The sequence below is a fragment of the Bacillus sp. EB106-06-01-XG163 genome, from assembly GCF_058791615.1.
In genome coordinates, this window is record NZ_JBYTDS010000001.1 from 244,903 (window position 1) to 258,333 (window position 13,431).

Annotated in this window: 13 protein-coding genes; all 13 read right to left on the reverse strand. The window is 45.7% G+C overall.

What is annotated here, in order from left to right:
• Positions 1-188: 188 nt before the first annotated feature.
• The 13 genes from spoVS to yfmF all read right to left on the reverse strand — a co-directional run bounded on the left by spoVS (position 189) and on the right by yfmF (position 13,359).
• Entirely contained in the window at positions 189-449 is a 261-nt protein-coding gene (spoVS, locus tag AC3WTF_RS00800; RefSeq protein ID WP_003154135.1) for a stage V sporulation protein SpoVS, read from the reverse strand.
• 199 nt (positions 450-648) lie between these two features.
• On the reverse strand, positions 649-1,443 hold the full coding sequence (locus tag AC3WTF_RS00805) for a TIGR00282 family metallophosphoesterase (protein WP_003154137.1): 795 nt from the start codon (positions 1,441-1,443) through the stop codon (positions 649-651).
• Positions 1,444-1,503: 60 nt separating this feature from the next.
• Positions 1,504-3,063 carry a ribonuclease Y gene (rny, locus tag AC3WTF_RS00810; protein ID WP_003154140.1) on the reverse strand — a complete coding sequence of 520 codons (1,560 nt, stop codon included), beginning with the start codon at positions 3,061-3,063 and terminating at the stop codon, positions 1,504-1,506.
• Between the two features lie 292 nt (positions 3,064-3,355).
• The gene (locus AC3WTF_RS00815; protein ID WP_007409824.1) at positions 3,356-4,537 is read right to left on the reverse strand and encodes a serine hydrolase domain-containing protein; all 1,182 of its coding nucleotides are present in this window, start codon (positions 4,535-4,537) and stop codon (positions 3,356-3,358) included.
• A 167-nt stretch (positions 4,538-4,704) separates the two neighbouring features.
• Positions 4,705-5,748 (reverse strand): recombinase RecA, encoded by a 1,044-nt coding sequence (gene recA, locus AC3WTF_RS00820; protein ID WP_003154145.1) that lies wholly within the window; start codon positions 5,746-5,748, stop codon positions 4,705-4,707.
• A gap of 170 nt (positions 5,749-5,918) precedes the next feature.
• Positions 5,919-7,169 (reverse strand): competence/damage-inducible protein A, encoded by a 1,251-nt coding sequence (locus AC3WTF_RS00825; RefSeq protein WP_020955837.1) that lies wholly within the window; start codon positions 7,167-7,169, stop codon positions 5,919-5,921.
• A gap of 17 nt (positions 7,170-7,186) precedes the next feature.
• Positions 7,187-7,768, reverse strand: coding sequence for a CDP-diacylglycerol--glycerol-3-phosphate 3-phosphatidyltransferase (gene pgsA / locus AC3WTF_RS00830; protein ID WP_007409821.1), 582 nt, complete (start codon positions 7,766-7,768; stop codon positions 7,187-7,189).
• A gap of 73 nt (positions 7,769-7,841) precedes the next feature.
• The gene (locus AC3WTF_RS00835; RefSeq protein WP_007409820.1) at positions 7,842-8,738 is read right to left on the reverse strand and encodes a helix-turn-helix domain-containing protein; all 897 of its coding nucleotides are present in this window, start codon (positions 8,736-8,738) and stop codon (positions 7,842-7,844) included.
• An 18-nt stretch (positions 8,739-8,756) separates the two neighbouring features.
• Complete coding sequence (locus tag AC3WTF_RS00840; RefSeq protein ID WP_007409819.1) at positions 8,757-9,548, reverse strand: DUF3388 domain-containing protein; 792 nt, start codon at positions 9,546-9,548, stop codon at positions 8,757-8,759.
• A gap of 127 nt (positions 9,549-9,675) precedes the next feature.
• On the reverse strand, positions 9,676-9,933 hold the full coding sequence (locus tag AC3WTF_RS00845; RefSeq protein WP_003154150.1) for a DUF3243 domain-containing protein: 258 nt from the start codon (positions 9,931-9,933) through the stop codon (positions 9,676-9,678).
• A gap of 75 nt (positions 9,934-10,008) precedes the next feature.
• On the reverse strand, positions 10,009-10,737 hold the full coding sequence (ymfI, locus tag AC3WTF_RS00850; protein ID WP_020955836.1) for an elongation factor P 5-aminopentanone reductase: 729 nt from the start codon (positions 10,735-10,737) through the stop codon (positions 10,009-10,011).
• Positions 10,738-10,795: 58 nt separating this feature from the next.
• Entirely contained in the window at positions 10,796-12,082 is a 1,287-nt protein-coding gene (yfmH, locus tag AC3WTF_RS00855) for an EF-P 5-aminopentanol modification-associated protein YfmH (protein WP_047935722.1), read from the reverse strand.
• Entirely contained in the window at positions 12,079-13,359 is a 1,281-nt protein-coding gene (gene yfmF / locus AC3WTF_RS00860) for an EF-P 5-aminopentanol modification-associated protein YfmF (protein WP_012117578.1), read from the reverse strand. Before yfmF ends, yfmH begins: the two co-directional genes overlap by 4 nt.
• Between the last annotated feature and the right edge of the window lie 72 nt (positions 13,360-13,431).

Consider the following 13,431-nt stretch of genomic DNA (forward strand, 5'->3'; position numbering starts at 1 on the left):
AGTGTCCACTCCAAGAAAACAACTGCTTCCGTCCGGAAAAATGGGCGGGATTTTTTTTGAATATTATATGAATAAAGCCATTTATCATCTCTTCGTACTATCAATATAATATTGTGAGAAAATATGACAACAATAAAAACAACCCGCTCGCCTTACGCAAGCAGGTTGAGAATATCATGTTTTTGTTTTTAACGGGGTTCGACGATTAACTTAATCGCCGTTCTTTCTTCTCCGTCAATCTGTATATCTGTAAAAGCCGGAATACAAATCAAATCTACGCCGCTTGGCGCGACAAAGCCTCTGGCAATCGCAACCGCTTTAACAGCCTGATTTAAGGCACCCGCCCCAATTGCTTGAATTTCGGCGGCTCCGCGTTCCCTCAATACACCGGCAAGCGCGCCTGCTACTGAATTTGGACTTGATTTTGCTGAAACTTTTAAGATTTCCATTTCTGCTCCCCCTTAGTTTTACAATGGATAAGTGAGTGTTCATTAGAACAATCATTATTAGATGTTGCTATCCAAAAAGCCATCCCCACAATGCTTTTCAAAAATAGCGGGCTACCTTCCATTTTTACTATATTCACTAAGAAGTTGCTATATTCCTGCTTTTCCTTTTAATATTTTTATAAAATAAACACATGATCACCTATTCAAAGAACATATGGTCATCATTGATTAATATCCGTTCGATATTTACGGCCTTTTTCGTTTGATCGTCGATGTCAATGAGCACTCCGCTCAGCGTAGTTTTACCTTCCGCCACCGTAAACCGGACAGGAAGATTGGTTTTAAACCGCTTGATGACCGTTTCTCTGTCCATACCGAGAATTCCGTCGTACGGACCCGTCATGCCTACATCAGTAATATATGCCGTTCCTTTCGGCAAAATGCGGTTATCTGCCGTTTGCACGTGTGTATGGGTGCCTACCACGGCAGAGGCTCTTCCGTCTGTGTACCAGCCGATCGCAATTTTTTCGCTTGTCGCTTCGGCGTGAAAATCAATAAAAATGTACGGCGTGCGCTTTTTCGCTTCTTCTATTAATTCATCCGCTTTAGCAAACGGATCATCAAGCGGCGGAAGAAACGTCCGCCCCTGTAAGTTAATGACGGCAAGCTCTTTTCCGTTCGATTTAATATAGGTAATGCCTTTGCCCGGCGTACCTTCCGGGAAATTCGCCGGCCGGACAAGATGCGGCACATCATCAATAAAGTCGAAGATCTCTCTTTTATCCCACGTATGGTTTCCCATTGTAATGGCATCTGCTCCCGCTTCCATAAGGCTGTGGTAGATCTTTTCTGTCAGTCCTTTTCCGTGTGCTGCATTTTCTCCGTTAATAATTGTAAAATGCGGTTTATGTTTCGCTTTCAGTTTCGGGACATATTCTTTTACCATGTCGCGGCCCGGGGAACCGACAACATCTCCGATAAATAAAATTCTCATACATTCCATTCCTTCCTTTTCAGGGACTCAAAAAAATAAAGTGATGCGCTAAGCATCACTTTATTTTGCATACTCTACGGCTCGAGTTTCTCTGATTACGGTCACTTTAATGTGGCCCGGATAATCAAGCTCGTCCTCAATTCGTTTACGGATATCACGTGCCAAACGATGGGCTTCTAAATCATTAATGGAGTCCGGCTTCACCATGATGCGAACTTCACGGCCGGCCTGAATCGCAAATGATTTTTCAACACCTTCGTAAGACTCGGAGATTTCTTCAAGCTTTTCAAGTCTGCGGATATAGTTTTCGAGCGTTTCACTTCTCGCACCCGGTCTTGCGGCTGACAGTGCATCAGCGGCAGCAACCAGAACGGCGATAATGGAAGTCGGCTCTTCGTCTCCGTGGTGTGACGCAATACTGTTAATGACGACTGGATGCTCTTTATATTTGGTCGCAAGCTCCACTCCGATTTCCACGTGGCTTCCTTCCACTTCATGGTCAATTGCTTTTCCGATGTCATGCAGAAGACCGGCCCGCTTGGCAAGCTTTGCATCTTCTCCAAGCTCGGAAGCCATTAAACCTGCTAAAAACGCAACTTCCATAGAATGTTTCAGTACGTTCTGCCCGTAGCTTGTACGGAATTTCAACCGGCCGAGGATCTTGATCAGATCCGGGTGGAGTCCGTGAACGCCGACTTCAAACGTCGTCTGCTCACCCATTTCCCGGATATAGTCATCTACCTCACGGCGGGATTTTTCAACCATTTCTTCAATGCGCGCCGGGTGAATACGGCCATCCTGAACGAGTTTATCAAGAGCGATTCTTGCCGTCTCCCGTCTGATCGGATCAAATCCGGAAAGAATGACTGCTTCAGGTGTGTCATCAATAATCAGGTCAATACCTGTAAGCGTTTCAAGCGTACGAATGTTACGCCCTTCACGGCCGATGATACGTCCTTTCATCTCATCATTCGGAAGATTGACGACCGATACCGTCGTTTCGGCAACATGATCTGCTGCACAGCGCTGCAAAGCAAGCGACAGAATGTTTTTCGCCTTTTTATCTGCCTCTTCTTTCGCACGGTTTTCGGTTTCTTTTGTCATGATGGCGATGTCATGTGAAAGCTCATTTTCAACCCGGTCAAGAATGATTTGTTTCGCTTCATCCCGTGTCAGGCTCGAAATGCGTTCGAGTTCTGACTGCTGCATACGAATCATCTCATCCACTTTGCTTTCCATCTCTTCAATATGTTGTTGTCGTTCATTCAGAGAATGATCTTTCTTCTCCAACATCGCTTCCCGTTTATCAATTCCTTCATGTTTACGGTCAAGATTTTCTTCTTTTTGAAGTAAACGGTTTTCTTGTTTTTGAAGCTCATTTCGTCTTTCACGAACTTCCTGTTCAGCATCTATTCGAAGTGTATGGATTTCGTCCTTTGCTTCAAGCAGAGCTTCTTTTTTCAGTGCTTCAGCATCACGCTTTGCATCTTCAAGGATTTGCTCGGCAGCACCGCGTGCGCCCGCAATCTTTGCTTCGGCAATGGTTTTACGAACATAGTAGCCAACAACTAAACCGAGCAGAGTCAGCAAAATGGAGATGAGAACCGTCATTGGGGTCATACTTTCACCTCCTCTTGCTATGAACTTGGTTTTTGCTTAAATAAGTGCCGGCATGTACATTGTCTGATTTTCTCAACATACAGAACCTTCACAGGGAATGAGTCTCTCACGCCCTTGTCAAGTTTAAATGGTTTAACAATCATGTTAAAAAAACAAATGTTACAACTTCATTGTAATTGTGTCGGAAATACTTGTCAAGCTTGCCAGCTTAACGATTCGCCTTCAGCTCGGATCTTCGCCCATGTATATATCATACCATACCTAGATCCGCTTTTCGTGAATGACGGCTCTGTTAGTCCGGCTGGTTAAGCAATTGGTAAATTCTATTGTTTACCTGTCCTAATTTGGCGTTATTCTGAATGTTTGACAGTAATATGACATATTTGCTTGCCGAATGGCTGAAGCTGTTCAAAATGTTGTAACCGGGCATAACACCGTGATTGGAATAGCTTCCCGGATCAATGTAAAACCCCATGCCGTAAGCGGCACTGCTTCCTGCTGTAAACATTTTTGTGAAGCTTTCTTTTGAAAGGAGCGTGCCGTTTACGATCGCTTTATCAAATTTATAGAGATCTTCAGCGCTCATATACATGTCGCCCGCCCCGTACAGCTGCGATAAGTCCAAAAGGTGCGGCGTTACAAGACTGCCGCTCTCATCGACTTTGTAGCCGACGGCAGGATATTTGGCTTTGGCAAATGTTTTGTAAAATCCGGCATGCTTCATTCCGGCCGGTTTGAACACGTGTTCTTTTATATATTGTTCATAAGACTCCCCGCTGACTTGAGATACGATATAAGCAAGCACTGAATAGTTGGAATCCCTGTAATCCCAAACCCCGGGCTGCCGTTTAATTCCGCGGTATTCTATATCCTTGATTAAATCAATTGGAGAAATCGGTCCCTGTCCCTCAATATGCCCGTTTATGCCGGACGTATGATTGAGCAGGTTTTTCAATGTAATGCGCGTGCCGTTAGGAAAATTCGGCAAGTATGTACTGACGGGGTCACTCGTCTGCAGCAGCCCTTTTTCTTCAAGCTGCAGGACAGCCGTCGCGATTAACGCTTTTTGTGAAGAACCGATATAATATGATGTCTCCGGATTGTTTTTAATTTTTTGTTTTCGGTCCGCATAGCCAAAGCCTTTTTTCAGCACAACTTTTCCATCTTTTACGATCATTGCTGTGCCGCTGAACCCGATCTGTTGCAAGTAATTGCTGATCTGTTTATTGTGATCGATTGATTTAGGTGTTTTCTCTTTTTGCGTCTTTTCTTTTTTCTGTTGAGTCTGGTCTTTTGAAGTATCAGATTGAGCGGCGGGAGCGTTTTTAACGGATTCCTTCTCCCGGTGATGCGCTGTGACGGTCCAGATCATAATAAAAACAGTGACAAGCAGCAGAAAAAGAAACAGCCCTCCCGTTTTCATCAGCTTCTTCTTTCTTTTTTTATTTATTCTTGTGCGGCGGGGGCTCGTCATCTTTTTTCCTCCTCAGATATAATTTCAACTTTCGCCATGATGTTAGACGAGTGAAGGGTGAAAAAAGTTGTAACATTCCAGATAAAATTTTCCGAAACAGCCAGTGTTTTTTTGAAACACACAAAAAAAGAGCGGAAATTGCTTATTCCGCTCTTTTGATCGTGTTTTTATTCTTCTAATTCCATCTCTTCCTGAACTTCTTCCGCTTTGTCCGTTACACCGTTATTGTCTAAACCGTAATATTCACGGATTTGTTCCTGAATCATCAGCATGATGTCTTTATTTTCTTTTAAGAACTGCTTGGCGTTTTCACGGCCCTGACCGAGGCGTTCTTCTTCATAAGAATACCACGAACCGCTTTTTTGCACGATATCCAGTTCAGTTCCAAGGTCGATGATTTCCCCTTCTTTGGAGATTCCTTCACCGTACATAATGTCCACTTCAGCCGTACGGAACGGAGGAGCGACTTTGTTTTTTACGACTTTAATTCTCGTTTTATTCCCCATCACGTCGTTGCCCTGCTTTAATTGCTCGGCACGGCGCACTTCAAGGCGCACGGAAGAATAGAATTTCAGCGCGCGGCCGCCCGGTGTCGTCTCCGGATTTCCGAACATAACGCCGACTTTTTCACGAATCTGGTTAATAAAGATTGCGATTGTTTTAGATTTATTGATAGCGCCGGAAAGCTTACGGAGCGCCTGAGACATAAGACGCGCCTGTAAACCGACGTGTGAATCACCCATGTCACCTTCAATTTCAGCTTTTGGAACAAGCGCCGCAACAGAGTCAACGACCACGATATCAACAGCTCCGCTTCGCACCAGCGCTTCAGCAATCTCTAGCGCCTGCTCTCCCGTATCCGGCTGAGAAAGCAGAAGCTCTTCGATATTGACACCGAGCTTTTGCGCGTAAACAGGATCAAGAGCATGCTCAGCATCAATAAATGCTGCCTGTCCGCCTTTTTCCTGAACCTCAGCGATTGCGTGAAGCGCTACAGTCGTTTTACCTGAGCTTTCAGGTCCGTATACTTCAATAATCCGTCCGCGCGGGTATCCGCCTATTCCGAGAGCGGTATCAAGTGCAAGGGAACCGCTTGGCACCGTTGAAATTCTTGTATCCGTTTTTTCTCCGAGCTTCATGATGGAACCTTTGCCGAATTGTTTTTCTATTTGCTTAAGAGCCATATCTAAGGCTGCCTGACGATCACTCATTTATTTTTTCCTCCTTTATCTTGCCACTACATATACTATACCTTGTTTACTGGCATTTGCCAAGAAAAAAGCGAACGCATATTCGGATTTTTTCCGCGTTCGCTTTTCTGCAAAAGAGCATAATTTCCCTTATAAAACTTAAAAATCAGAGAAAACGGCTCTTTAAAACTTTATTTTTGATCCAGCATTTTTAAAATGAGATGGCAGCCGTATTTAGCGGCGCGCTTTCTGATCCCGGTTCTTGAGCCGGCAAAGTTAAATTCGTGCACCTCTTCTTTTCCTTCCGCTGAAATGCCGATAAAGACGCGGCCCGGCGCATGCCCTTCCTGCGGGTCGGGACCCGCCACCCCGGTAAAGCTGATGCCGATATCGCTTCCGGTCAGCTTTCTCACACCGGCTGCAAGCTCTTTCGCACACTCTTTGCTGACCGCTCCGCTTTCTGCGAGCGTCTCAGCTTTCACGCCGAGCACATGCTGTTTCACGCTGTCGGAATAACAGACAACGCCCCCTGCAAATAGTTGAGACGCACCGCTTAAATCAGTCACCCTCTCTGAAAACAGGCCGCCTGTAAAGCTTTCGGCAGAGGAAATCGTAATTCCGTTTTGTCTGCATGCTTTTGAAAGCTCCTTCACCAGAGACGTATCATCATATCCGTAGAAAAATTCACCGACACGTTCTAAAATGGCGGCTTCCGTTTCTTTTAAAAGCCGTTCTGTTTCTTTTTCGTCGGCATGTTTCGCCGTTAAACGCAGCGTGACCTCTCCGTCAGCAGCGAGCGGCGCAATCGTCGGGTTCGTCTGCGCATCAATGATATCTTCTAAATCAGCTTCAAGCTGGGATTCACCGATTCCGAAAAACCGCAGCACGGTTGAAACGATTTTCTCATTAGAACCGAGCTTTTTAAGAAGCAGCGGCTTTGCTTCATTTTCAAACATCGGACGCAGCTCGCTCGGCGGCCCGGGAAGCAGCATATAAAGCCTTGAGCCGTGCTCTGCAAGCATTCCCGGCGCCATGCCGAAATGATTCGCCAAAACGTCTGAGCCCTCAATGACGAGCGCCTGTTTGCGGTTATTCGGCGACATGGTCCGTTTTGTTTTCGCGAAATATTCTTCGATCGACCGGAATGCTTCGTCATTCAGAACGAGCGGGCGCCCCAGTGTGTTTGCAATGGTTTCTTTCGTCAAATCGTCCTTGGTCGGTCCGAGGCCGCCTGAAAAAATAATCAGGTCTGAGCGCTCTTCGGCAATGCGGATGACTTGCTTAAGCCGCTCCGGATTGTCACCGACAGCGGTATGATAAAACACGTTTACACCGATTTCCGCCAGCTCTTTACTGATAAACTGCGCGTTCGTATTGGCGATCTGGCCGAGCAGAAGCTCCGAGCCGACTGCAATGATTTCTGCTTTTTTTGCTATTTCCATCTTTAAGTCCTTCTTTCTTAGTTAGATGTTTTTAACGCATCCCAGTTCTTCGCAAAATAATCCCAGCCGGAAATGACTGTGAAGAGCACGGCCACCCATAAAGCGATATCGCCGAACGGGAAAGAAACGAGCTCAAACGGAAGATTATGCAGCAAAAGCGCGGCAACAGCGATGATCTGAGCCCATGTTTTAATTTTCCCCAGCATATTGGCGGCTACAACTTCCCCCGTTCCCGCCAGCACAAGTCTTAATCCCGTTACGGCAAATTCGCGGCTGATGATGATGATGACCATCCACGCCGGCGCAAGGTCAAACTGCACAAGCGTAATTAATGCCGCGGACACCAGCAGTTTGTCAGCCAGCGGATCTAAAAATTTCCCGAAATTTGTCACGAGGTTCAGTTTTCTGGCGTAGTAGCCATCCACCCAGTCAGTCGTTGATGCGATAATGAACAAAACAGCTCCCGTAAGATGCGCGACCGGAATCGATTCATCCCCTATATGAACGCTGCCCCACTGAAAAGGAACAAGCATGATAATCATAAATACAGGAATTAAAGCGATTCTTGCCAGTGTGATTTTATTCGGTAAGTTAAACATAAAGCCCCTCCAATAATATGTACTCGGACGTGAAGAAAAAGTCATCTTAATCGTTCAGATGACTTTTCCCCTTTTATTTTTTCATCTTGATTGTGATGGTCTGCGCCATCACATCATGCGGATTGAGTTCATAGGACAGAACCTCTCCGTTGATTTTAATTTTCAGGTTAGGGGCATAGCCCGTGCGGATTTCAATCTGCTTTTGATCCGTGACGTCTTTTTTAAAGGTTTCGCCTTTTTGCAGCGTTCCTTCTTTTAAAGAACCGCCGCTGTCATCACGGACGCGGATCCATGCGCTGTCAGAAGCAATCAGTTCAAGCTTATACTTATCTGCCCCGGAGACGTTGTATGAAGAAGCCGAGCCTTCCGTTCCGGCCGCTTTGATCTCCGTCTTTTCACTGCTTTTTTCTTTCTTCTGCTCTGACGCTTTTGTGTCCTTTTTGTCTTTTTTGCTGTCAGATTGCGCTTCGTCATTTGTATTGCCGTCGTTTTTCAGCGCAGAATCCTTAGGAATCTCATACTTGCTCTCACTTTGGGTGACGGCCTTATCTCCATCTGTCTGCCCGGATTTGCTCATTCCGAGCTGAATAATCGCATAAATGATCGCGATGACGATAATGACACCGATGACGACAAGGACGGTCGGAAGCCATTCCGCCGCCTTTGAAGCGGACTTAGGAAGCTCCCTTTGCATGGCGAGACCGGAGATTTTTTCCGACACATCGTCATGGTACGTGTTAGGGATGTCTTTTTTATATTCTTCAAATAACTGATCTGAATCAAGCCCGACAGCTTCAGCGTATTGCTTGATAAACGCCCGCACATAAAAATTGCCGGGAATGACGTCATAATTGCCTTCTTCCAGAGCGGTTAAGTATCTTTTCTGAATTTTCGTCGCCGCCTGGAGTTCATCCAATGACATCCCTTTTTCCTCTCTGGCTTCTTTAAGCCGGATTGCTAATTCTGTCACAACAAACACCTTCCAATATTAAAAATCAAAGCTTGAAAAACCGGTCTGATCAAATATTTGCGGTTCTTCTGCATGTTCATATGTAATAACTTCGTCAGGATCATTTCTGAGTTCGATAATATAATCGAAATCATCGAGCGTATACTCCGAATTTTGAACAAAAATATCGGGGTGCTCCACGACCTTTGTCGCCGGAAGCCGCATAATTTCACTGACGAGCTGAAGATGGCGCTCAGATCCCCGTCTTGTCGAAACGATGCCGTCGAGGATAAACACGTTTTCCGTGCTGTATTCATCGGCAACCAGCTGGCTCCGGATCGTTTGTTTTAGCAGCGTTGATGATACGAAAAGCCATCTTTTGCTGGCACAAACGCTTGACGCAACGATGGACTCCGTTTTTCCGACCCTCGGCATTCCCCGGATTCCGATCAGTTTGTGTCCTTCTTTTTTAAACAGCTCGGCCATAAAGTCAACCAGAAGACCGAGCTCGTCCCTTTCAAAACGGAAGGTTTTTTTGTCATCGGCATCACGCTGAATGTATCTTCCGTGGCGGACTGCGAGACGGTCGCGAAGCCTCGGTTCTCTCAGCTTCGTTACTTTAATGGTCTCCATTGTTTTTAAAATTGATTCCAATCGTTTAATTTGATCTATATGCCGGCATCTGAGCAGCATTCCCCTTCTGGAAAGGTCGACACCGTTAATTGTGACAATATTAATTGACAGCATCCCGAGAAGAGATGAAATATCCCCGAGCAGGCCGGGGCGGTTCACTTGAATTTCATATTCAAAATACCATTCGAGCTTTGCCAAATGATATACCCCCTCCATTGTGGCAAATTTTTACCTTCCTTTATCATAAAACATTTTTCTCTAATTAGAAAGAAGAATGTTGCTCTATAGAGGAAAACATAAAAAAAGAGAGGAGAAATCCCCCCTCTTAATGAGTGCTGTTATTTTCAACAAGCTTCACCATCATATTTGCGATGGCGCGCTGTTCATCTTCAGAAGCAACGCTCCAAAGATCAGCAAGCACTTTTTCCTGATGGTTTTTCGAGTCGACTTCGTTCGCAAGGTAACCGCCGATTTCTGTAGCGAGGTCAGTGATCGTTTCATCACTCATCCCTTTTTCCTGCGCATAGTTCAATCTGTCGCCAAGGAAATTCTTCCAATTATCCCAGTTTTCTAATACTGACATGTTGGGTTCCTCCATTTCATCTGTTGTTACAAAATTATTTTGTCCGTACAGATGCAAACTATACACACATTTTTTTCAGCAGTGCCAGCCGCCATTTACGGATAATATATGCCCCGTAATATAGGAAGCCTTGTCCGATAATAAAAAGGCCGCCGCTTCGGCGATTTCCTCCGGCTTTGCCAGCCGGCCCGCGGGAATTTCCTCTGCCAACGCTTCTTTTTCATCAGACGTGAACTGATCAAGCATATTTGTATCAACGGCACCCGGCGAGACTGCATTCACGCGGACGCCGCTCGGAGCAAGCTCTTTGGCAAGCGCTTTGACGAACGAATGCTGCGCTCCCTTGACCATGCTGTATAATACCTCGCACGATGCGCCTGTTTCTCCCCAGACGGAACCGATCGCGATGATGCCCCCGCTTTTTTTCCGGATCATGCCGGGCATCAGATTACGCGCCAAAAGAAACGGACTCGTTACATGCAGCTGCACCATCTCCCGCGCCGTGTCATCCGTAACGTCCGTAATCAGGCCGAAATGACTTTTGCCGCTGTTTAATATCAGAGCATCCACAGGCTGCTTAACGGAACGGCTGAGTGTCTCCGCGCCATCCGGTGAGGACAGATCCGCCTGAATAACGGAGGCTTTTACGCCGAATGATGCGCTCAGCCTTTCCGCAAGCCTGTGTGCGGCTTCCTTATTAGAATGATAATGCAAGAGGACGTCATATCCGTTTTTTGCGAGGACTTCACTTATACTTTGTCCGATTCCGCCGCTTGCTCCGGTTACGAGCGCTGTCTGTTTCATCAATCAATACTCCTTCTTTCCCCAGAAAAACATCCCTCAGGGCGTGAGGGATGTTTTGTTATGATTTTGGCACGACTTTGCAGACTGTCAGCCTGTCTTCTGATATTTCTTCTTTAATGACCCGCTTTACGTCTTCCAGCGTAATCTGCTCCAGTACGGTTACGACATCAAACAGACTCATATCTAAAAAGGCGTAGCGTGTGAATTGGTTGGCGATATATTCAGGTGAATTGAGCGCTTTTAAAAATGACCCGATTTTCTTTTTTCTCGCAAGATCAAGTTTTTCCGCAGTCACGGCTGATTCTGCATCAAGCAGCATCTGTTTTAATTCGTCAGCGAGCTTATCCGGCTCCGGTGTATCTCCTCCGACAGAGGCAAAACCGAATCCGTATTCAGCCGTGTAATCAAAGCTGAAGGTTTCATCAATGTAGCCTTTGTCGTACAAGTCACCGTAATGCGGTGAGCTTTTTCCGAAGAGACATTCAAGCATGAGGTTCATGCTGAGCTCGTGCTTCAACAGCTCCTGCCCCGTTTTATAAGGGTCTTTCGCCTTTAAGCCGACAAGACATTTTGAGCCTTGCACGTTCATTTTTAATTCCTGCTCCCGGCGGAAAACCGCTTCCTGCTCCTGAACTTCTTCACGTTTGATTTCAGGCTGGTCTGTAAACGGCTTTTTCTCCTGGTTTTTCCGCACCTGGCTGATGACCGCTTCAGGATCTACGGGACCGACGATAAAGAGCAGCATATTGCTCGGGTGATAAAACGTTTCGTAGCACTCATACAGCAGATCTTTCGTAATATGAGAGATGCTCTCCACCGTTCCGGCAATGTCAATTTTCACGGGGTGGTCTTTATACATATTTTCGATAAGGCCGAAAAACAGCCGCCAATCCGGATTATCATCATACATATTGATTTCCTGGCCGATGATGCCTTTTTCTTTTTCAACTGATTTTTCCGTGAAATACGGGTCCTGAACAAAATCTACGAGTGTTTCCAGGTTTTTCTCCACATTAGAAGTACTGGAGAACAGATAAGCGGTTCGTGTAAATGATGTAAAGGCATTTGCCGACGCCCCCTGCTTACTAAAGTCCTGAAACACGTCGCCGTCCGCTTTTTCAAACAGTTTATGCTCCAGAAAATGCGCGATTCCGTCAGGGACGTGTACCATTTCTTCCTTATTTAAAGGAACGAATTGATTGTCAATGGAACCGTACTTTGTCGTAAACACGGCGTATGTTTTATTAAAGCCCTGTTTCGGCAGCACATAGACATCAAGGCCGTTTGCCATTTTTTCATGATACAGCGTTTCCTGAAGCTGTTCGAAGTTTATCGGTTTAGTCAAGATGCTCCCCCCGTCCCTTTTAAGAAATAAGTCGTATCCAGCTTAATGTTCTTTCCGACATTGATAATGTCCTCTTTTGTCACTTTCTCGATATTGTCAAGGAATCTTTCGATCGGTATCTCTACTTGGGCTGAGGCCTGCTGATACAGAAATTCCGCTAAGCCGTATGCCGTATCAATGGTTTCTAATACTTGATTTTTAATAACGGCTTTCGTTTGGGCGATATCATCTTCTGAAAAGTCACCGTTTTGCATAGCCTGAAACTGTTCTTCAATGATGGTGACGGCCTGCTTGTAATTTTTCACCTCAATGCCCGACATGACCATCAAAAGCCCTTTGAAACTTTCCACCCTTGAGGCTGCATAATAGGCGAGGCTCGCTTTTTCACGGACATTTATAAACAGCTTTGAATGAGAGAAACCCCCGAACAGCCCGTTAAACACCTGCAATGCCGGATAATCCGGATCTGTATATGTCGTATTGGTCCGGAATCCGATATTCAGCTTGCCCTGCTTGACGTCCTCTTCATCAATGACTTCCTTCGGATCGGGCTGTTCATTCGCCGCGCTTCTTTCAAAAGGCTGCAGCTCCCGTTCTTCCGTTTTAAAATACGTATCAACGGCCGTTTTCACCTGATCTGTATCAACATCGCCGATGACGTACAGGTCCAGCTGATCTTCGCGTATGGCTTTTTGATAGGCTTCATACAAATCTTGCGGTGTAATGTGTTCAACATCATCGAACTCGCCGTTGACGTGAAGGGCATACGGTTCGCTTTTGCACATTTCCTGAACGAGACGCAGATTAGAATATCTCATCTTATCATCATATACGGCTTGAATCCGCTGTTTCAGCGTCCGTTTTTCCTGCGTGACATAAAGGGGCAGGAAGGCGCCGTTTTCCAAAGCGGGCGAAAAGACAAGCTCTGATAAAAGCTGAAGGCCTTTTTCCAATAACGGTGTGCGGTCCTTCAGATACTTTTCATTAGGAATCTCAAGCCTGAACGTAATGACATGACGTTCTCCCTTTTTTGTCAGATCAGCTGAAACGGATGTGCCGTACAGCTCATCAAAATAAGACCGCAGATCAGCGGTTTTCGGGCGGCTTTCTGTTCCGCGCAGAAGCACATGCGGAAACAGCGCTCTTTTTGTTACGAGCTCTTTCGTTAAAGGAGCCAGCATTTTAAACGTCAGCGAAACGGTTTTAAATTTCTCGGTCTTTACGATGTGGGCGGTGATCCCGCCGTGCTTTGACTTCATTTCATTTACGTAAGTCATGTGAAACCTCCTTCGTTCATTCTTTCATAGTATGTATTATGACCAAATTTCAGCATTCGCAAAAATGAGTGC

What these genes read in the sequence shown, in the direction of transcription:
- yfmF (WP_012117578.1), bottom strand. Translation starts at nt 13,359, where the DNA reads ATGACTTACGTAAATGAAATGAAGTCAAAGCACGGCGGGATCACCGCC.
- recA (WP_003154145.1), bottom strand. Translation starts at nt 5,748, where the DNA reads ATGAGTGATCGTCAGGCAGCCTTAGATATGGCTCTTAAGCAAATAGAA.
- AC3WTF_RS00805 (WP_003154137.1), bottom strand. Translation starts at nt 1,443, where the DNA reads ATGAGAATTTTATTTATCGGAGATGTTGTCGGTTCCCCGGGCCGCGAC.
- AC3WTF_RS00825 (WP_020955837.1), bottom strand. Translation starts at nt 7,169, where the DNA reads ATGGAAATAGCAAAAAAAGCAGAAATCATTGCAGTCGGCTCGGAGCTT.
- spoVS (WP_003154135.1), bottom strand. Translation starts at nt 449, where the DNA reads ATGGAAATCTTAAAAGTTTCAGCAAAATCAAGTCCAAATTCAGTAGCA.
- pgsA (WP_007409821.1), bottom strand. Translation starts at nt 7,768, where the DNA reads ATGTTTAACTTACCGAATAAAATCACACTGGCAAGAATCGCTTTAATT.
- rny (WP_003154140.1), bottom strand. Translation starts at nt 3,063, where the DNA reads ATGACCCCAATGACGGTTCTCATCTCCATTTTGCTGACTCTGCTCGGT.
- ymfI (WP_020955836.1), bottom strand. Translation starts at nt 10,737, where the DNA reads ATGAAACAGACAGCGCTCGTAACCGGAGCAAGCGGCGGAATCGGACAA.
- AC3WTF_RS00815 (WP_007409824.1), bottom strand. Translation starts at nt 4,537, where the DNA reads ATGACGAGCCCCCGCCGCACAAGAATAAATAAAAAAAGAAAGAAGAAG.
- AC3WTF_RS00845 (WP_003154150.1), bottom strand. Translation starts at nt 9,933, where the DNA reads ATGTCAGTATTAGAAAACTGGGATAATTGGAAGAATTTCCTTGGCGAC.